This window comes from Polaribacter litoreus (genome assembly GCF_054584775.1).
Window position 1 is genome coordinate 1 of sequence record NZ_JBTLRD010000005.1, and the last position, 19,327, is coordinate 19,327.

Sequence of the window (19,327 nt, forward strand, 5' to 3'; positions counted from 1 at the left end):
CCCGATTGTAATCGGGATGCCCTGAACTAACTGAGCTACGCGCCCTTTTTTATTTTATTTCCCAAAGGTTAGGAAAATTATTTTCACTCTCCTCAACACTGACCCTCCCGATTGTAATCGGGATGCCCTGAACTAACTGAGCTACGCGCCCTTTTTTATTTTATTTCCCAAAGGTTAGGAAAACTATTTTCACTCTCCTCAACACTGACCCTCCCAATTGTAATCGGGATGCTCTGAACTAACTGAGCTACGCGCCTTGCTTGTTGCGGGTGCAAATATAATACAGATTTTAAATTCACCAAAGAAAAAATGAAATTTATTTTTAAATAATTTCTGCCACCACAAAAGTACTTCCGCCAACATAAATTATATCTTCTTGATTAGCATTGCCTAACGCAGATTGAAACGCATTTTTTACAGATGAATATTTTTTTCCAAATAAATGAAAATCTTCTGCCTTTAGTTGTAAATCAACTTCGGAAAGACCTCTAGGAATATCCGGTTTACAAAAATAGTAGCTTGCAGAGGTTGGAAATAAAGGCAAAACTGTATCTAATTTTTTATCTGACACCACACCTAAAACAATATGCAACTTCTTATATTGCTCTTTTTTCAATTGACGCATAACAATGGCCACCCCTTCTTTATTATGTGCCGTATCACAAATCACCTTTGGTTGATCTTGTAAAATTTGCCATCTACCTTTTAAGTTCGTGTTTTTTACCACATTTAGCAATCCGTTTTTAATATGTTCTTTAGATACTTGGAAACCTTTTAATTTCTGAATGGTAGCCACTGCTGTTTTTACATTTTTCTGCTGATAATCGCCCAACAAATCTGTTTTATAATTTTGATTATCATCCGAAGCAAAAAAGAGATCGGCATTCATTTTTTTTGCTTTATCTAAAAAAACATGCGCTACTTCTTTTTGTTTTTCGCCAATAACTATTGGTATATTTTGCTTGATAATTCCTGCTTTTTCAAAGGCAATTTCGGGTAAGGTTTCGCCTAAAAACTGGGTATGATCTAAACCTATATTTGTAATTGTAGCAATTTCTGGAGTAATGATATTTGTTGAATCTAATCTACCTCCTAAACCCACTTCGATAATAGCAATATCAACTTTTTCGTCTGCAAAATAATCAAAAGCCAAACCCACTGTCATCTCGAAAAAAGAGAGCCTTTGTTGCTCTAAAAAACACTGATGGTCTTCAATAAAAGAAGTTACTTTTTCCTGAGAAATTTCATCACCATTAATTCTAATACGCTCTGTAAAATTTTTTAAATGCGGTGAGGTGTACAAACCTACTTTATACCCTGCTTCTTGTAAAATAGACGCCAACATATGTGATGTTGACCCTTTACCATTTGTACCACCCACGTGAATGGATTTGAACTTCTTTTCTGGAAAATTAAGTTCTTTAGCCAGTGCTAATGTATTGGTTAAATCTTTTTTAAATGCTGTTTTTCCCTCTTTTTGATACATGGGTAATTGGGCAAACATCCAATGTAAAGTTTCTTTGTAGGTCATAATTTAGTAGTGAGACCTTTCGCAAACTTCGTTTCTTACTTTCAATCAAAATATATTTTGATTTCAGTAATGCTCAAGGTGACATTTCAAAAACAAAAATAAGCATTATTTGGTGAGAGAAAACTTATAAATGATTGTACCAACTTGGCTAGCTGGTGCTTTTTTATCGGCATTCCAAGTCGTTTTTAAAGCGGCTTCTTTGGCTGGTTTTAATAAACAAGCTGCTGTATTTGTAGAACCTTTTACGCCCGGAATTGCACTGATTACCTTTCCGTTTTTATCAACAGTAATTCGAACTACAACGATGCCTTCTTCTTGACAATCTGGTTGCTCTTTAGGTTTTGACAAGGCTTTTCTACCTGCTAAATTGTAATTTCCTCCAGAACCACTGCCTGTATTTCCGTAATATTTATTGGAGTCAGGATCTCCTTTTTGATTTCCTTTTATCCCTTTTTGATTGTCATCTCCTTCACCTTTTGGGGCTGCATCAACAGCATTACCATTTAGCAGACTCTTTAAGGCATCTGTGGTTGCCTTTGATGGTTTTGGTTTGGGTTTTTCTTTAGGCACTTCCTTTTTTACAACTTCTTTTATAGGTTCTTTTTTTACTTCTTTTACTTTTTCTACAATTGGAACCTCTTTAGCGGTATCATCTGTAATGATTTCTTCTTTAATGATTTCTTTTGGTGTTTCTTTAACCGGTTCAACTACATCTTGGACCACCTCTTCTTTCTCAACTACTTCTGGTACTGCCTTTTTTTGAGTGAATTTTACAGGCTCTCCATTGCCTACATTTGCATCACCAAAATTAATGGCCAAACCATATTCTTCTGGCGGATCTAAATAGGTCATTCCATAATTAAAAATAACCCACAATAATAGTAACAATATTATGGTTGTTATTACTGCAGATTTACGTTGATGTTTGGTATCTAATATGGGCATTATTTACTTAAATATAGATTGCTGCTTTTGCAGGGATAGCAATTATAAGGATTAGAAGCTGAAATAAATTCAGCTTGACCTAAAGGTCATTTCCCTTTTACTGCTAAAATCATTTTTAATTTATTTTTGTTTGCAATATCAATCACTTTCATCACATTTTTATAAGGCACATCTTTATCGCCTCTAATAACAATAGTTTTCTTTTTATCTGTGCCAACACTGCTTAAAATTTCACTTTCCAACCTTGATGCGCTTACTTTTGTTTTATCAATATAAAAAACAGAATTATTAGTAATGGTTACTGCAACTGATTTGCTATTTTCTGTTTTACCACCCGCTTTTGGCAATAGCACATCAATAGCGCTTACTGTTACTAAGGTAGACGTTAGCATAAAAAATATCAACAGTAAAAAAACAATATCTGTCATTGATGACATATTGAACGTTGGATCTACTTTATTTCTTCCTCTTAAATTCATATTTGGATATTCAAGGTTTAACGTTTAAAATTCAAAATTGAGCCTCAAAAAATAGTTTGTAACTTTTAAACGCTATACTTTAAATTTTGAACTTGTATTAGACTGGCTCATTTAGTAAATCCAGAAACTCCACTGATTTCGCTTCCATTTGATACACTACTTTGTTGGTTCTTACCACTAAGTGATTGTAGGTAATATAAGCAATAATCCCTACAATTAACCCTGCAACTGTAGTTGTCATGGCAGTATATAAACCATCAGAAAGCATTTTTATATCAATTTGACCACCAGCATTTGCAATTTCGTGGATGGCCACAATCATACCAATTACGGTTCCTAAAAAACCTATCATTGGTGCAGCACCCGCAATTGTTGCTAAAACTGATACATTTTTTTCTAGTTGATATACTTCTAATTTTCCTGCAGTTTCAATTGCTGTATTGATATCATCTAGAGGTTTGCCTATTCTAGAAATTCCTTTTCCAATTAATCTTGCTGTTGGAGTGTTTGTATTTTTACAAAGCGCATTCGCAGATTCTAACTTTCCGTTAGTTACATAATCTTTTATTTGATTCATAAAGTTTTTATCTACTTTAGATGCTGCTTTTATTGCAAAAAAACGCTCAAAATAAATATACAGCGCCACTGCTAACAACACAAAAAGCAATGCAATGATTATTTGCCCCCCTAAACCACCATCTATAATTAAATTATAAATAGAAAGTGTTTTTTCTTCTTGTATAGCCTCGTCTAACAAGTTTCTATTTTCTTGAAAAAATGATATCATTCAATTCTTTTTTATGTTTATATATTAACGTCTGTTATTTTTTTAAATTGCTTTGGTGAAAAGGAATCTATATTGTACTATCAAAAAAAATGCCATTCTGTATTTTACAAAATGACATTTCCATATTTTGTTCATATTCATTTAAAATTTAAAAGAGTGTTCTTGTTATCATAAATGTAGCTGAACCCACCACAAAACCAATTAAGGCTAACCACGATATTTTTTTAAAATACCAAAAGAAATCAATTTTTTCCATTCCCATAGCCACAACACCTGCTGCAGAACCGATAATTAACATACTACCTCCAGTACCTGCAGAAAAAGCTATAAAGTGCCACAACTCATTATCTAACGGTTCAGAAAACATACCTAAACTTGCGGCTACTAAAGGCACATTATCAATTATTGCAGACCCTACACCTAATAACATTACTACTAAATCTGAAACTCCAGCTGCTCCTTCTGTATGCATTTCTGTACCCATCATAGGAACTGTTTCTTGCAAGGTTGATGCAAAATTAAATAAAATCCCTAAAGATTCTAAAGCCGCTACAGCCATTAAAATTCCTAAGAAAAATAAAATACTTGGCATCTCTATTTTAGATAACGATGCGTGTACTGGACTATGATGTGCCTCTGAAGCGTGCTCTTGCGCTTGCTCGCCTTCTACACTTGAAATTGAGAATTTAGAATTACTGTATATTTCTGCAAATGTTGCTACCACTGCTAAAGACAACATCATACCTACATAAGGTGGTAAATGTGTTACCGTTTTAAAGATTGGCACAAAAACAATTGCTCCTAGTCCTAAATATAACATTCTTGCACTATGAGGACTTTTGGGTTGATCGCCGCCTTCACTTTCATCAAAATCTATCTGACCTTTAAATGCTGGTAAAAAGCTAGCTATAAAGGTAGGAACTGCCATACATAATAATGATGGTATTAATAAATATTCTACCAATTTAAGAGTAGTTACTTTATTACCTATCCAAAGCATTGTAGTAGTTACATCACCAATTGGCGACCAGGCACCACCTGCGTTTGCAGCAATAATAATTAAACCTGCAAACCAAATTCTTTCATCTCTATTTTTAACAATTTTTTGTAAAATTGAAATTAATACAATAGTTGCTGTTAAATTATCTATAATTGCAGATAGAATAAAGGCTAGGATGGCAAATATCCAAAGAATACTTTTTTTGTTTTTTGTTTTTACAAAACTTTTGATGGTAGAAAAACCATCGAAATAATCAATAATTTCTACAATAGTCATTGCACCTAGTAGAAATACCAATATTTCTGCAGTTTTACCCAAATGATGTAGTAGGGTTTCTTCTACCAAATGCATTTTATCTTCATGAGCCATAGAAGCAAAACCATCTACCAAACCGTGATTTGCAGAATCAAACCAATTAGAAAAGGAATCTACCCCCAAAGCTACTGCAGCCCAGCAAACTGCCATCATAATTAAAGCAGGGATTAATTTATCTAGTTTTAAATTATGTTCTAAGGTGATTGCTAAATACCCTATTACAAATACAATAATAATTACTGATTCCATTTTTAGTTGTTTGTTTGTTTTATATTTATATCAATTCTTTTAAAGCTATTGCAAAAGCGGTTTCACTTATATGATACTTAGAACCGTTTTTAGCAAATGTTTTTTCCAAGGCTTTTTTTATAACATTAGAAGTATCTTCAAAAATTGCTGTATCAGACATTTCTACTCTTTGCTCCATAAAATAGGCAAAAACCCTTGCCATTCCGCAATTGGAAATAAAATCTGGTATTAAACTTACTTTTTTATCTGTATCTTCCATAATTGAACCAAAGAAAATTTCTTTATCTGCAAACGGTACATTTGCGCCACAAGATATTACCTCTAGTCCAGATGCTATCATTTGATTTATTTGCTCTTGAGTTACCAATCTCGATGCTGCACAGGGCGCAAACACCTCACATTGTAAACTCCAAATTTTTTCATTAATTTCATCAAAAGGAATTATATTTTCTGCCATGAGTGTGTTGCCATGTTTTCTCAGAAAAAATGCTTTAATCTCTTCAAACGAAAATCCATCTTCATGAATAACACCACCCTCTCTATCTATAATTCCAACTACTTTAACCCCCATTTGCGACAAATAAAACGCTGCAGCAGACCCCACATTACCAAACCCCTGAATAACGGCTCGTTTCCCTTTTACATCTCCGCCATAAATATCATAATAATGTTTTACAGCTTCAGCCACACCAAAACCAGTAATCATGTCTGCGATTGTATATTTTTTCGCAATATCTGGAGAATAAAAATCACTTTCTATGACTTTTATCACCCCAAGTCTTAATTGACCAATTCTATTTATTTTGTCTGCCTCTGTAGGTTTAAAATGACCGTTAAAAACGCCTTCCTGAGGATGCCATACCCCACTTTCTTCAGTAATTGGTATTACTTCATGAATTTCATCTACATTTAAATCGCCTCCTGTTCCATAATAATTTTTTAACAGTGGCGAAACTGCTTTAAACCATCTTTCTAAAACTCCTTTTTTACGAGGGTCTTGTGGGTCAAAATTAATGCCCGATTTTGCGCCTCCAATTGCTGGACCAGACACCGTGAACTTTACCTCCATTGTTTTTGCTAAAGACAAAACTTCATTCATATCCAAGCCTTTTCTCATCCTTGTTCCGCCACCTGCAGCTCCTCCTCTTAGCGAGTTAATCACTGTCCATCCTTCTGCTTCTGTTTCACTATCTTTCCAATTAAAAACAATTTCAGGTTGTTTTTCTTCGTATTTTTTTAATAATTTTTTCATCTTAAAAATTTAAATCAATTTACTTTTTGTCTTTTCAAACAATTTTAATTAGCTATTAAAATCCCCAGCAGGGGAAAAGTTACAATTGATTCATTTTTTTAAAATTTTAGTATCTTTTGATACTTCACAAATTTAGGGTAAAAAGTTGAGGGTTCAAATTTTTTAAGAAAATCCTAAGGATAAAAAATAACACCAGAGGAATGATTTTGCGTGGCGCCAGTTACACTAGATAAACAATTTACCTGATTACCAACTCTTAACACCCCTAAAAAGGCAAAAATTAAAGCTTCTTTAAAATCTATAAATTCTTTACTAGGTAAGGTTATTTTAACTTTTGAGAGGCATTCAATTCTATATACTAGAAAAGAATTGAAGGCCCCACCCCCTGTAATTAAAACAGCATCTGAATCTATTATTTTAGAAATCTGAAAAGCAATATGTTCTGTAAAAGTTCTTAAAATGGATGGAATATTGTTTTCTAGTGCATCAATTAAGGGAAAAATATGCGCTTGTACCCATTCTAAACCTAAAGATTTTGGAGGTTCTTTTTGATAAAATTCCAATTTATTTAATTGATCTAAAAGATGTTGATTTAGCCTTCCTGTAGATGCTATTTCTCCTTTATCATCAAATTGAAAACCTAATTTGCGCACATAATGATTTAAGACAATATTTACAGGACAAATATCAAAAGCTATTCTTTGAGTACCTTGCTTGAAAGAAATATTAGAAAATCCGCCTAAATTTAAACAATAGTCGTAATCAGAAAACAACAACTCGTCTCCAATAGGAACCAAGGGCGCACCTTGCCCCCCTAATTTTACATCTTGTGTTCTAAAATCGCAAACTACTTTGGTATTGGTAATTTTTGCCATTTCTTTTCCACAACCTATTTGTAAGGTTAGCTTTTTTTGAGGTTGATGCAAAATGGTATGGCCATGAGAAGCGATAAAATCAACTTTATCTATTTTATAATTTGAGATAAAATTATTGATAGTTTGTCCTAAAAACTGACCATAAACCACATCCAAACCCTTTAATTCATCTTGCGATTTATGAACCGCATGTTGCAACACCTGTTTCCACTGTTTAGAATATTCAATGGTTTGCGAATGTATAATTTTAAAACTCTTGTGGTTGTTATTCTCAAATTTTACATATACCAAATCAATTCCGTCTAAAGAAGTACCCGACATTAGCCCGATAACAAAGATTTCGTCTATAATCATATTATAAAAATAATAAAAGTATTTTTATAATATGTTACGAAATCGATATATTTGCATCAATATTTTACGAATTTAATAAAAATTATACATGGATTTTAGTTTAACAGAAGAGCATTTAATGATACGTGATGCTGCAAGAGATTTTGCACAAACCGAATTATTACCAGGTGTTATTGAAAGAGACAATAAGCAAGAATTCCCTCAAGAATTGGTTAAAAAAATGGGCGATTTAGGTTTTATGGGGATTATGGTCGATCCAAAATACGGAGGTAGTGGTATGGACACCATTTCTTATGTGTTGGTAATGGAAGAATTGTCTAAAATTGATGCATCTGCTTCTGTTATGGTTTCTGTAAACAACTCATTGGTATGTTACGGCTTAGAAGCTTATGGAACCGAAGCTCAAAAACAAAAATATTTAACCAAATTAGCTACTGGCAAGCAAATTGGTGCTTTTTGTTTGTCTGAACCAGAAGCGGGTTCTGATGCAACATCGCAAGCCACAACTGCAATTGACAAAGGCGATCATTATCTCATTAACGGAACCAAAAACTGGATTACTAATGGTGGACGTTCTGATGTGTATTTGGTAATTGCACAAACCGATCGTGAAAAAGGCCATAAAGGAATTAACGCTTTTATTGTAGAAAAAGGCACTGAAGGTTTTCATATTGGCCCAAAAGAAGACAAATTGGGTATTCGTGGTTCAGACACACATACGTTGCAATTTAACGATGTAAAAGTACCGAAAGAAAACAGAATTGGCGAAGATGGTTTTGGTTTTAAATTCGCGATGAAAACGCTTTCTGGCGGTAGAATTGGTATTGCTGCACAAGCCTTAGGTATTGCTGCTGGCGCTTATGAATTGGCTTTAAAATACTCTAAAGAACGTAAAGCTTTTGGTACAGAAATTTGCAACCATCAAGCCATTGCATTTAAATTAGCAGACATGTACACCGAAATTGAAGCGGCTAGAATGCTGGTAATGAAAGCTGCTTGGACCAAAGATCAAGGTAAAAATTACGATATGGCATCTGCCATGGCAAAATTATATGCATCTAAAGTGGCAATGGAGCAAACTGTAGAAGCTGTACAAATTCATGGAGGAAATGGTTTTGTAAAAGAATATCATGTAGAACGTTTAATGCGCGATGCAAAAATCACACAAATTTACGAAGGCACTTCAGAGATTCAGAAAATTGTAATTTCTAGAGGCGTTATCAAAGGATAAAAAAACAGCTCTTAAAGTGTAGTTTAGGAATGCATCCTCAAAAAAATAAAACCTTATATAATAGTATAAAATCCATCTTTCTTTTCAGGTGGATTTTTTTTGGGCGTGTTTTTGTAAAAAAAACAAAAACCGCGCTATCCACTGTATCTTTTTTTTGAGCGACTATACTAATCTTATTGCTTTTAAAAAAATCATTCTATTTATTGCCAACTAATTCCTTATTTACAAACACAAAAAAAAGGATGTCGTTCCTATCGCTCACGCAAATACTTGCCAACGGAATTTCTTTTCTAGATGGTAAGTAACTATTTATCCAGCCTGAGATGTAAAATCATGATAAATCAATTTATAAAGATCGATCAAAACTCATATTAGTGACGTTTTAACTAAAATAGAGGAATCTCATTATAACTCATCAACAATTATCTTATACTTTAAAGTCAATATTATACAATTGCAAACCAGAAGCAGGCGCAATATTTCTTAAAAATTTTCGATCGTTATCTTCTTGTAAAGAAGCTTCTATAAATGCTAGGTCTATATTGCCTTTTCCCAACTCAAACAATGTTGCCATCATCAATCTTATTTGATATCTTAAGAAACCTTTCCCTTTTACTTTTAATATATAAGACTTTTCAGGAAAAAAGTTTGCCATTAAAACATCGTTCTCTACAATTTTACAACTATCTATGGTTCTTTTAAAAATTGTATTGGTAGAAGGTTTGGTACAATACTTATGAAAATAATGCTCGCCCTCAAAAAGCTTTGCCCCTTTTTGCATCAAATTTATATTTAAGATTTCATCTACATTAACCACCAAAGAAGCCGCAAAAGGGTGATTCTTATCCCCAAAAGAAAAGTAATAATGATACTCTTTTATTTTATCCGCATTAATAATATTAAAGCTTATAGGTACTTTTTGCATAGAAATTGCCCTAAAATCTGCAGGAAAGTTAACATTTAAAAGCTGTAAAAATGTATCTACTTCTAAAATATCATCTGTAAACAATTGTACATAATACACATTTGCAGATACTTTTGCATCTGTTCTACCCACACCAATGGTTTTGTAATTATTGTTTTTTAATACAAAAGACAATGATTTATCTACAACATCATGCAAAGTTTTTGCATTTTTTTGCTTTTGCCAACCCGAAAACCGAAAACCGAGAAATTGTAAGCAGATTAAGTAAGAATCTGAATATTTCATAAGCACAAATGTACAATAATTGCATTTTTTTTCATAAAAAGTGCATTTTTATGAATATCTCAAATTTACAAGCTTGTTTTTTATGAACCCAATATTTTTTACCCTCAATCAAACAAAAAATATATTTATCTCAAATTAACCCCCTTTTTTTTGAGGGTATACCCTAAAAATACATCGTTTTTAAAAATACACCCCCTTGTTAGTAAAAATTAAATATCTACATTTGGAGCGTTCAAATAATAAAAATCAATAAAAACTAAAACGAACATTATTATGAAAAAAGTTATTTTTACTTTATTATTAGCAAGCAGCTTGTTAGTAAATGCTCAAGAAGAAGAAAAAAAATCATTTACCTTAAGTGGTAGTGTAGATACTTACTTTAGAGGTAACATTAGTGGTGGTACTTTTGACACTGCTCCAGGTAGTTCATTTGCAAACAACCCAGGTTTTTCATTAGGTATGATTAACTTGATTGCTGGTTATGAAGGAGAAAAAGTAGGTTTTGTAGCAGATATGGTATATGGTCCAAGAGGGGCAGATGCAGTATTTGGTTCTCAACAAGAGATTGACGGTCAATTAGTAAGTGGAAACTCTACAATTGTAAATCAACTTTATGCTTATTGGAATGTTAGTGAAAGCGTTACGTTAACTATTGGTAACTTTAACACATTTTTAGGATATGAGGTTATCTCTCCAACTGCAAACTTTAACTACAGTACTTCTTACTTATTTTCTTATGGTCCATTTAGCCATACAGGTTTAAAAGCAGATTTTGCTTTAGGAGAAGATACTTCGTTAATGTTAGCTATTATGAACCCGACTGACGCTACCGAGTTTAACCCAAATGGTAGCTATGCTTTTGGTGCACAATTTGGTTTTTCTGGACAGTACATCAACTTCTTGTACGACCAAGGAGCTTATGAATTAGATTTTACTGGAGGATTTGATTTATCAGATACTTTCTTTTTAGGTGTTAATGCCGCTTATTTCTCTGGAGATGACGCTCCTGGATTCTATGGCGCTGCATTATATCCACAAATTACTACTTCAGATTCTTTTAAAATTGGTTTAAGAGCGGAACTTTTCCAAGAAACTGATGGTGAGTTTGGTGCAATTGGAACTGGCGTAGCTGAATCTAGCGTATTTGCAACAACCTTAACAGGTAACTACACTATTGGTTCTTTAACAATTATTCCAGAATTAAGATTAGACTCTGCTTCTGAAGCTGCTTTCGTAGGAGACAAGTCTTTAAGTACTTTCCTTTTAGCAGCAGTTTACTCTTTCTAAGAAAAAGAAAAGCAAAAACTATTACTAACTAAAATTAATATAATATGAGTTTATTTTTAACATTATTTCAAGACGCTCCTGCTTCTGAAGCTTCTAAAGTTTTAGAGCAAGTGAATGGAGATATGGGAATGCTTTGGATGCTAATTGCAGGTATCTTAGTTTTCTTAATGCAAGCAGGATTTACATTAGTAGAATCTGGTATGACAAGATCTAAAAACGCTGTAAATATAGCAATGAAAAACTTGCTAGACATCTGTGTAGGTTCTATCACTTTCTGGTTAGTTGGATATTCTTTAATGTATGGAGATACTTCTAACGGATGGTTCTTTTGGAGTGGATTATTTCAAGGAGAAGGAGCTGATCTATTTTTCCAAACAATGTTTGCTGCAACCACTGCAACAATTGTATCTGGAGCTATAGCTGGTAGAACAAAATATACAACCTATATTATATTTTCTTTAATTATGACAGCTATCATCTATCCAATCTCTGGAGGTTGGGAATGGAATGGTGGATGGTTAAATGATACTGATGGTATTATGCCAGCCGAATTTATCGATTTTGCAGGTTCTTCCATCGTACACTCTGTTGGTGGATGGGCCGCTTTAGTTGCTGCTTTTATGGTAGGTCCTAGAATCGGAAAATACGTAGATGGTAAAGTACTACCAATACCTGGTCACAACCAAATATTAGCAACCTTAGGGGTATTTATCTTATGGTTTGGATGGTTTGGTTTTAATGGTGGATCTCAATTAGCTTGGGGTGGTGATGATGCTACTGGAGCTTCTACTGTAGTTTTAATTACAAACCTAGCAGCAGCAGCAGGTGGTTTAGGTGCATTAGTTACTACTTGGATTTGGTATGGGAAACCTAACTTAGGACAAACTTTAAATGGATGTTTAGCTGGTTTAGTAAGTATTACTGCTGGTTGTGGTAACATGACTGCTGGTGGTGCTGTATTAGCAGGGTTAATTGGAGGTATTATTGTAGTATTCTCAATTGAATTCATCGAAAAGAAATTAAAAATTGACGATGCTATTGGTGCTGCTTCTGTACATGGTGTAGCTGGTGCATGGGGTACTTTAGTAATTGGTCTTTGGGGTGTAGATGGTGATACTGCTATTGGTTTATTTAATGGTGGTGGCGCTGCTCAATTAGGCGCTCAAGCAATTGGTGTTTTAGCTTATGCTGTTTGGGCTGTAGGTTTATCTTTTATCATTTTAGCGATATTAAAAGCTACAATGGGATTACGTGTAACTAAAGAAGTTGAGATAGAAGGTTTAGATATTTCAGAACATGGGTCAATTGCTTATCCAGGAAAAAGAGTAAGAGAATTTGATGAAGATAAATAAATCTTAAATCGAATATATAAAAATTGATTGTAAAAAAAATCACGCAACATAGTTGCGTGATTTTTTTTGTAGCTAATATTTTTTAGTAATTTCGCAAGCTTTAAAAGAAAAACATCAACTATTAACAACAAATTTAATTTTACAATGAAGAAAATTGAAGCGATTATTCGAAAATCTAAATTTAGAGCTGTAAAAGATGCACTGCATGAAGTAGATGTAAACTTCTTCTCTTACTGGGATGTTACCGGACTTGGTAACGAAAAAGAAGCCCATGTTTACAGAGGAGTAAGCTATAGCACAAGCGATATTCAAAGAAGATACCTGTCTATCGTAGTAAATGATGATTTTGAACAAATTACCATAGATGCTTTGTTAAAATCTGCAGCAACAGGAGATGTTGGAGATGGCAAAATCTTTGTATCAGACATCACAGAAGCTTACAGAATAAGAACTGGTGAAAAAGGAGGTGAAACTTTAAAAAAAATATCAAAATAAGACAACATGGAATTACTTACAATAAACAACGTATGGATGATGATCTGTACAGCACTTGTATTTTTTATGCACACTGGTTTTGCTTTTTTAGAAATTGGTTTAACCAGACAAAAAAATACAATCAACATACTTTTTAAAAATATTTTTATCATTACAGTTGGTCTTCTGTTATATTACATTTTAGGCTTTAACCTCATGTACCCAGGTTTCGAAGACGGCTCTGCTGACTTTTTTAAATTTGCTGGTTTTGGAATTACTCCGCCAGAAAATGGCATGACCCCAGAATATGCAGATGGTGGCTACACTTGGTGGACAGACTTTTTATTTCAGGGTATGTTTGCTGCTACTGCTGCAACTATCGTATCAGGAGCTGTAGCTGAACGAATGAAAATAGGAGCCTTTATGATTTTTACTATTGTGTATGTAGGTTTTGTATACCCAATAGCTGGATCTTGGAAATGGGGTGGTGGATTTTTAGATGAACTAGGTTTTTATGATTTTGCCGGTTCAACATTAGTGCATTCTGTTGGTGGCTGGGCAGCATTAGTAGCTGTATACTTATTAGGTTCTAGAATTGGCAAGTTTAAAGACGGAAAGCCTCAAGCAATTCCAGGCCACAGTATTCCCTTAGCTACTGCAGGAGTTTTAATTTTATGGTTAGGTTGGTTTGGTTTTAATGGAGGATCTGTACTTTCTGCCGACCCAGAATTAACCTCTTTAACCTTAGTAACCACCTGTTTAGCTGCTGCTGCAGGAGGCGTAGTTGCTGCTTTAGTTTCTTTCTTAAAATACAAAAACCTAGATTTAACCATGTTTTTAAATGGAATTTTAGGAGGATTAGTAGGTATTACAGCTGGCGCAGATGTTATGACCCCAGAAAGCGCAATCATTATTGGTGGAATTGCAGGTGCATTAATTGTATTTGCAGTAGCCTTTGTAGACACCATTAAATTAGATGACCCTGTAGGTGCAATAGCTGTACACCTAATCTGTGGTATATGGGGCACTTTAGCTGTTGGTATATTTTCTACCAATCCAGAGCACACCTTTTTAGTTCAATTAACGGGCGTAGCTTGCTATGCTGCTTTTTGTTTAGTTACCTCATTTTTAATCATATTCACCCTTAAAAAAACTATAGGAATTCGAGTAAGTGAAAAAGAAGAGTTAGAAGGTTTAGACACCCACGAACATGGTATGGATGCTTACCCTGATTTTAGATTAAACGAACACTAATTGTTTACTATTACAACTAAAAACACCTTTAAAGTTTAAATTTTAAAGGTGTTTTTCTTGTTTTTATGAATATCACAAATAAATTAGGTATAATTATCATAAATATTTAATTTTTACTAATTTTTTAATTTCATCACAAAAATTACATCAAAGAGACTCAAAAACTAAATTATATTCAACAAAATACATAGCTTTGTAGATATAATTGATTTTAATATGGAGAAACAAGGACTATACTTACCAGAGTTTGAACATGAAAATTGTGGCGCTGGTTTTATATGTAATTTAAATGGAGATAAGACAAACCAAATTATACACGATGCCCTAGAAATACTCGTAAAACTAGAGCATAGAGGTGGTGTAAGTGCAGATGGTAAAACAGGAGATGGAGCAGGTTTATTAATAGATATTCCTCACGATTATTTTACAAGAGTCTGCGAATTTCCGCTACCCAAACAAAGAGAGTATGCAGTAGGTATGGTTTTTTTACCGAAAGTATCCAATCAATATAACTTCTGTAAAACTATTTTTGAAAACGAAGTGCAAAATCAAGGGCTTTCTATTCTAGGATGGAGAAAAGTTCCTGTAGATTCTACACAACTAGGTGAAATAGCACTTGCATCAGAACCAAATATAGAACAACTTTTTATTGGAAAAACTGATGACATTGATGAAGCTACATTTAAGGCTAAATTGTACGCTGCACGCAAAATAGCAGAACACGAAATCAGAGAATCTAAAATTTCTGAAGCGAACTATTTTTACATTCCAAGTTTATCTATTACAACCATTATCTATAAAGGTATAATTATGCCTGAAGATATTGGACCATATTATTTAGACCTTCAAGAAATTGACTTGGTAACTCGCTTAGCCTTAGTACACCAACGTTTTTCTACCAACACCATGCCTACTTGGGAATTGGCACAACCGTTCAGACACATGTGTCAAAATGGAGAAATTAACACCTTACGTGGTAACGTAAGTAGAATGCGTGTTCGTGAAGAAATTATGAAAAGTGAAGTATTTGGCCCTCAAATCGAAAAACTTTTCCCGATAATTTTACCAGGCAAATCTGACTCCGCTTCTATGGATATGGTGGTAGAGTTATTAACACATACAGGACGTTCATTGCCAGAAATTATGATGATGATGATTCCTGAAGCTTGGGAAAAACATGCAACAATGTCTCCTGAACGTAAAGCATTTTACGAATATAATGCTTGTATTATGGAACCTTGGGATGGACCTGCTTCTGTACCTTTTACAGACGGAGACTATATTGGTGCTTTACTAGACAGAAATGGTTTAAGACCCTCAAGATACACCTTAACAAAAAGTGGTAAATTAATCATGTCTTCTGAGGTTGGTGTGGTAGATATTGATCCTTCTGATGTTAAAAAACACGGTAGATTAGAACCAGGAAGAATGTTTTTGGTAGACATGAATGAAGGTAGAATTATTGATGATGAAGAAATCAAAAATAAAATCGTTACTGAAAGACCTTATCAAGAATGGCTAGACAGGTCTCGCCTTCACTTAAAAGATGTTCCTTACACTAACGAAACTTGCCCAATAGAAACTATAGATATTAAAACTCGTCAACGTTTATTTAATTATACTTTCGAAGACATACAAGAAGTTATTACACCAATGGCACAAGTGGGTAAAGAGGCCTTGGGTTCAATGGGAATTGATACACCATTAGCAGTTTTATCAGACAGACCGCAATTAATTTCTAACTATTTCAAGCAATTGTTTGCGCAAGTTACCAATCCACCTTTAGATGGAATTCGTGAAAATATTGTAACAGATATCAGCTTAAATTTAGGGAAAGATCGAAATATTTTTAGCATTACAGATAGACAATGTAGAAAACTAAGAATTCAAAATCCTGTAATTTCAAATGCTGATTTAGAAAAAATTAGAACCATAGATATCGAAAGTTTTAAAGCAGAAACTATCGAAATCTTATATCCAAAATCACAGGGTGTAAATGGCTTAGAAGATGCTTTGGATAATATTATTCTACAAATAGAAAAGGCTTTAGAAAGAAAGACAAATATTATAATACTTTCAGATAGAGGTGTAAACCAAGAGTTTGCTCCTATACCCGCTTTACTGGCTTGTTCTTATGTAAATCATCAATTAAACAGATTGCGCAAGCGTTCTTATTTTGATATTATTATTGAATCTGCTGAACCACGTGAACCTCATCATTTTGCCACATTATTTGGTTACGGTGCAAGCGCCATCAACCCATATATGGTAAATGAAATTATCAGAATGCAAGTAAAAGAAGGCTTTATTACTGATATGGACGAACAAAAGGCTGTCGATAATTTTAATATGGCCATTGGTAAGGGTATTTTAAAGGTGATGAATAAAATCGGAATCTCAACCTTACATTCATATAGAGGTTCTCAAATTTTCGAAATCGTTGGTTTCAATTCTCAATTTGTAGAAAAATATTTCCCTTACACTGCTTCAAGAATAGAAGGTATTGGTTTATACGAAATTGAAAAAGAGATCGATAAAAGATATAAACAAGCATATCCTGACAATCAAATTGACAAAAACTTAGGGCTAAATATTGGTGGTGATTACAGATGGAGAAGAAATGGAGAACGCCATTTATTCAATCCAACCACCATATCAAAATTACAACAAGCTGTTCGTTTAAGCGATCAAGCCAGTTACGATGTATATTCAAAAGCCATCAACGAACAAGCAGAAAATTTAATGACCATTCGTGGTTTATTTGAGTTTGACAATCTAGATCCTATTCCTTTAGATGAAGTAGAACCTTGGACAGAAATTGTAAAACGCTTTAAAACGGGTGCCATGTCTTACGGATCTATATCTAGAGAAGCTCATGAAAACTTAGCGATTGCAATGAATAGAATTGGTGGAAAATCCAATTCTGGAGAAGGTGGTGAAGATAGAAAACGTTTTCAAAAAGATATTAATGGAGATAGTAGAAACTCTGCCATTAAGCAAGTTGCTTCTGGTAGATTTGGGGTAACCTCTCATTATTTAACAAATGCAAGAGAAATCCAAATTAAAATGGCTCAAGGAGCAAAACCGGGTGAAGGAGGACAATTACCTGGCTATAAAGTGTTACCTTGGATTGCAGATGCAAGAAATTCAACACCTTTTGTAGGATTGATTTCGCCACCACCTCATCATGACATTTATTCTATCGAAGATTTAGCACAATTAATTTTCGATTTAAAAAATGCTAATCGTGAAGCAAGAATCAATGTAAAATTGGTATCAGAAGTTGGTGTAGGAACTATTGCTGCAGGTGTGGCTAAAGCAAAAGCCGATGTTGTTTTAATCTCAGGATATGATGGTGGTACAGGAGCCTCTCCTCTAACCTCTTTAAAACATGCTGGTTTACCTTGGGAACTTGGTTTATCTGAAGCACAACAAACTCTGGTGTTAAATAACTTAAGAAGTAGAATTGTAGTTGAGTGTGATGGTCAATTAAAAACGGGACGTGATGTAGCCATTGCTGCATTATTAGGGGCAGAAGAATTTGGTTTTGCAACAGCTCCTTTGGTAGCTTCTGGTTGTATTATGATGCGTAAATGTCATTTAAACACCTGTCCTGTTGGTATTGCAACTCAAGATAAAGAGTTAAGAAAAAACTTTAAAGGTACGCCTGAGCATGTCATCAACTTTTTCTATTATGTAGCAGAAGAGTTAAGAAAAATTATGGCACAATTAGGTTTCAGAACCTTAGCTGAAATGGTTGGGCAAACTCATAAAATCAATGCCAATAAAGCTATTGATCATTATAAAGCCAAAGGCTTAGATTTATCGAGCATATTACACAGACCAAGCGTATATAAAAGCTTAACAGTTAAAAATACAGAACAACAAGATCATAATTTAGAAGGTGTTTTAGACTTTACCATTTTAAAAGATTCACATAGAGCTTTATATCGTAAAGAAAAAATGAATCTTGTGTATCCTATAAAAAACACAAACAGAACTGTGGGTGCTATTGTAAGCAACGAAATTTCTAAAATTTATGGTCATTTGGGCTTACCTGAAGATACATTAAACATCAACTTTACAGGTTCTGCAGGACAAAGTTTTGGCGCTTTTGGTGCTTTCGGATTAACATTTACGCTAGAAGGAAACACCAACGATTATTTAGGAAAAGGTTTATCTGGAGCTAAATTAATTGTTAAAAAACCAACCAAAGCAGATTTTATTGCTGATGAAAATATCATTGTGGGTAACGTTTGTTTATTTGGTGCTGTAAATGGTCAGGCTTACATTAACGGAATTGCAGGAGAGCGTTTTGCAGTGCGTAACTCTGGTGCAACTGCTGTTGTTGAAGGTGTTGGTGATCACTGTTGTGAATATATGACTGGTGGTAAAATAGTGGTTCTTGGTAAAACAGGTAGAAACTTTGCTGCAGGTATGAGTGGTGGTATCGCTTACGTATACGACCCTGAAAATAAATTCGTAAACGGCCTCTGCAATACAGAAACTATAGAATTTGAAAAAGTAGAAGGTGAAGATGCTGCAGATTTAAAAGCATCTATAGAAAAACACGTTTTATATACAGATAGTAAAAAAGGCACTAGTTTATTAGCAGATTGGGATACAGCTGTAAATAACTTTGTAAAAGTGATGCCAACTGAATATAAACGTGCTTTAGAACGTTTAAGAACAGAAGAACCAATGGTAGAAGAATTAACAATAGCATAGTGTC

At 33.8% G+C, this 19,327-nt stretch carries 14 protein-coding genes; 6 read left to right on the forward strand and 8 right to left on the reverse strand.

Features of this window, described 5'->3' with window-relative positions:
- Positions 1 to 322: 322 nt before the first annotated feature.
- From ACW9UN_RS05075 to ACW9UN_RS05105, 7 genes are all read right to left on the reverse strand, one after another.
- A complete protein-coding gene (locus tag ACW9UN_RS05075; protein ID WP_459484482.1) occupies positions 323 to 1,531 on the reverse strand; it encodes a bifunctional folylpolyglutamate synthase/dihydrofolate synthase in 1,209 nt (402 codons plus the stop codon).
- A 105-nt stretch (positions 1,532 to 1,636) separates the two neighbouring features.
- Complete coding sequence (locus ACW9UN_RS05080; protein ID WP_459484483.1) at positions 1,637 to 2,476, reverse strand: energy transducer TonB family protein; 840 nt, start codon at positions 2,474 to 2,476, stop codon at positions 1,637 to 1,639.
- A gap of 86 nt (positions 2,477 to 2,562) precedes the next feature.
- Entirely contained in the window at positions 2,563 to 2,955 is a 393-nt protein-coding gene (locus tag ACW9UN_RS05085; protein WP_459484485.1) for an ExbD/TolR family protein, read from the reverse strand.
- A gap of 97 nt (positions 2,956 to 3,052) precedes the next feature.
- Positions 3,053 to 3,742 (reverse strand): MotA/TolQ/ExbB proton channel family protein, encoded by a 690-nt coding sequence (locus ACW9UN_RS05090; protein WP_459484487.1) that lies wholly within the window; start codon positions 3,740 to 3,742, stop codon positions 3,053 to 3,055.
- Positions 3,743 to 3,890: 148 nt separating this feature from the next.
- Positions 3,891 to 5,306: a sodium:proton antiporter NhaD gene (gene nhaD, locus ACW9UN_RS05095; protein WP_459484489.1), complete on the reverse strand. Its 1,416-nt coding sequence runs from the start codon at positions 5,304 to 5,306 to the stop codon at positions 3,891 to 3,893.
- A 25-nt stretch (positions 5,307 to 5,331) separates the two neighbouring features.
- Entirely contained in the window at positions 5,332 to 6,558 is a 1,227-nt protein-coding gene (locus ACW9UN_RS05100) for a Glu/Leu/Phe/Val dehydrogenase dimerization domain-containing protein (protein WP_459484491.1), read from the reverse strand.
- A gap of 173 nt (positions 6,559 to 6,731) precedes the next feature.
- Positions 6,732 to 7,787 carry an anhydro-N-acetylmuramic acid kinase gene (locus ACW9UN_RS05105; protein WP_459484493.1) on the reverse strand — a complete coding sequence of 352 codons (1,056 nt, stop codon included), beginning with the start codon at positions 7,785 to 7,787 and terminating at the stop codon, positions 6,732 to 6,734.
- Between the two features lie 88 nt (positions 7,788 to 7,875).
- Between ACW9UN_RS05105 and ACW9UN_RS05110 the strand changes: the two genes are divergently transcribed.
- The gene (locus ACW9UN_RS05110; protein WP_459484495.1) at positions 7,876 to 9,018 is read left to right on the forward strand and encodes an acyl-CoA dehydrogenase; all 1,143 of its coding nucleotides are present in this window, start codon (positions 7,876 to 7,878) and stop codon (positions 9,016 to 9,018) included.
- A gap of 427 nt (positions 9,019 to 9,445) precedes the next feature.
- On the opposite strand, the gene ACW9UN_RS05115 is transcribed toward ACW9UN_RS05110, so the two are convergent.
- The gene (locus ACW9UN_RS05115; protein ID WP_459484497.1) at positions 9,446 to 10,228 is read right to left on the reverse strand and encodes a tRNA pseudouridine synthase A; all 783 of its coding nucleotides are present in this window, start codon (positions 10,226 to 10,228) and stop codon (positions 9,446 to 9,448) included.
- A gap of 273 nt (positions 10,229 to 10,501) precedes the next feature.
- Here ACW9UN_RS05115 and ACW9UN_RS05120 point away from each other — a divergent pair, with 273 nt between their 5' ends.
- The 5 genes from ACW9UN_RS05120 to gltB all read left to right on the forward strand — a co-directional run bounded on the left by ACW9UN_RS05120 (position 10,502) and on the right by gltB (position 19,323).
- Positions 10,502 to 11,515, forward strand: a complete 1,014-nt coding sequence (locus ACW9UN_RS05120; RefSeq protein ID WP_459484498.1) for an outer membrane beta-barrel protein — start codon at positions 10,502 to 10,504, stop codon at positions 11,513 to 11,515.
- A 44-nt stretch (positions 11,516 to 11,559) separates the two neighbouring features.
- Positions 11,560 to 12,867 (forward strand): ammonium transporter, encoded by a 1,308-nt coding sequence (locus ACW9UN_RS05125; RefSeq protein WP_459484501.1) that lies wholly within the window; start codon positions 11,560 to 11,562, stop codon positions 12,865 to 12,867.
- Positions 12,868 to 13,011: 144 nt separating this feature from the next.
- A complete protein-coding gene (locus ACW9UN_RS05130; RefSeq protein ID WP_459484502.1) occupies positions 13,012 to 13,362 on the forward strand; it encodes a P-II family nitrogen regulator in 351 nt (116 codons plus the stop codon).
- Between the two features lie 6 nt (positions 13,363 to 13,368).
- Positions 13,369 to 14,595, forward strand: a complete 1,227-nt coding sequence (locus ACW9UN_RS05135) for an ammonium transporter (RefSeq protein WP_459484503.1) — start codon at positions 13,369 to 13,371, stop codon at positions 14,593 to 14,595.
- Between the two features lie 216 nt (positions 14,596 to 14,811).
- Positions 14,812 to 19,323, forward strand: a complete 4,512-nt coding sequence (gene gltB, locus ACW9UN_RS05140; RefSeq protein ID WP_459484504.1) for a glutamate synthase large subunit — start codon at positions 14,812 to 14,814, stop codon at positions 19,321 to 19,323.
- The last annotated feature ends 4 nt before the right edge of the window (positions 19,324 to 19,327 follow it).

Bases quoted from the DNA above. Each gene is read 5' to 3' on its own strand.
- ACW9UN_RS05120 (WP_459484498.1), top strand. From the start codon at position 10,502: ATGAAAAAAGTTATTTTTACTTTATTATTAGCAAGCAGCTTGTTAGTA.
- ACW9UN_RS05130 (WP_459484502.1), top strand. From the start codon at position 13,012: ATGAAGAAAATTGAAGCGATTATTCGAAAATCTAAATTTAGAGCTGTA.
- ACW9UN_RS05100 (WP_459484491.1), bottom strand. From the start codon at position 6,558: ATGAAAAAATTATTAAAAAAATACGAAGAAAAACAACCTGAAATTGTT.
- ACW9UN_RS05085 (WP_459484485.1), bottom strand. From the start codon at position 2,955: ATGAATTTAAGAGGAAGAAATAAAGTAGATCCAACGTTCAATATGTCA.
- ACW9UN_RS05090 (WP_459484487.1), bottom strand. From the start codon at position 3,742: ATGATATCATTTTTTCAAGAAAATAGAAACTTGTTAGACGAGGCTATA.
- gltB (WP_459484504.1), top strand. From the start codon at position 14,812: ATGGAGAAACAAGGACTATACTTACCAGAGTTTGAACATGAAAATTGT.
- ACW9UN_RS05125 (WP_459484501.1), top strand. From the start codon at position 11,560: ATGAGTTTATTTTTAACATTATTTCAAGACGCTCCTGCTTCTGAAGCT.
- ACW9UN_RS05075 (WP_459484482.1), bottom strand. From the start codon at position 1,531: ATGACCTACAAAGAAACTTTACATTGGATGTTTGCCCAATTACCCATG.
- ACW9UN_RS05105 (WP_459484493.1), bottom strand. From the start codon at position 7,787: ATGATTATAGACGAAATCTTTGTTATCGGGCTAATGTCGGGTACTTCT.
- ACW9UN_RS05115 (WP_459484497.1), bottom strand. From the start codon at position 10,228: ATGAAATATTCAGATTCTTACTTAATCTGCTTACAATTTCTCGGTTTT.
- nhaD (WP_459484489.1), bottom strand. From the start codon at position 5,306: ATGGAATCAGTAATTATTATTGTATTTGTAATAGGGTATTTAGCAATC.
- ACW9UN_RS05135 (WP_459484503.1), top strand. From the start codon at position 13,369: ATGGAATTACTTACAATAAACAACGTATGGATGATGATCTGTACAGCA.
- ACW9UN_RS05080 (WP_459484483.1), bottom strand. From the start codon at position 2,476: ATGCCCATATTAGATACCAAACATCAACGTAAATCTGCAGTAATAACA.
- ACW9UN_RS05110 (WP_459484495.1), top strand. From the start codon at position 7,876: ATGGATTTTAGTTTAACAGAAGAGCATTTAATGATACGTGATGCTGCA.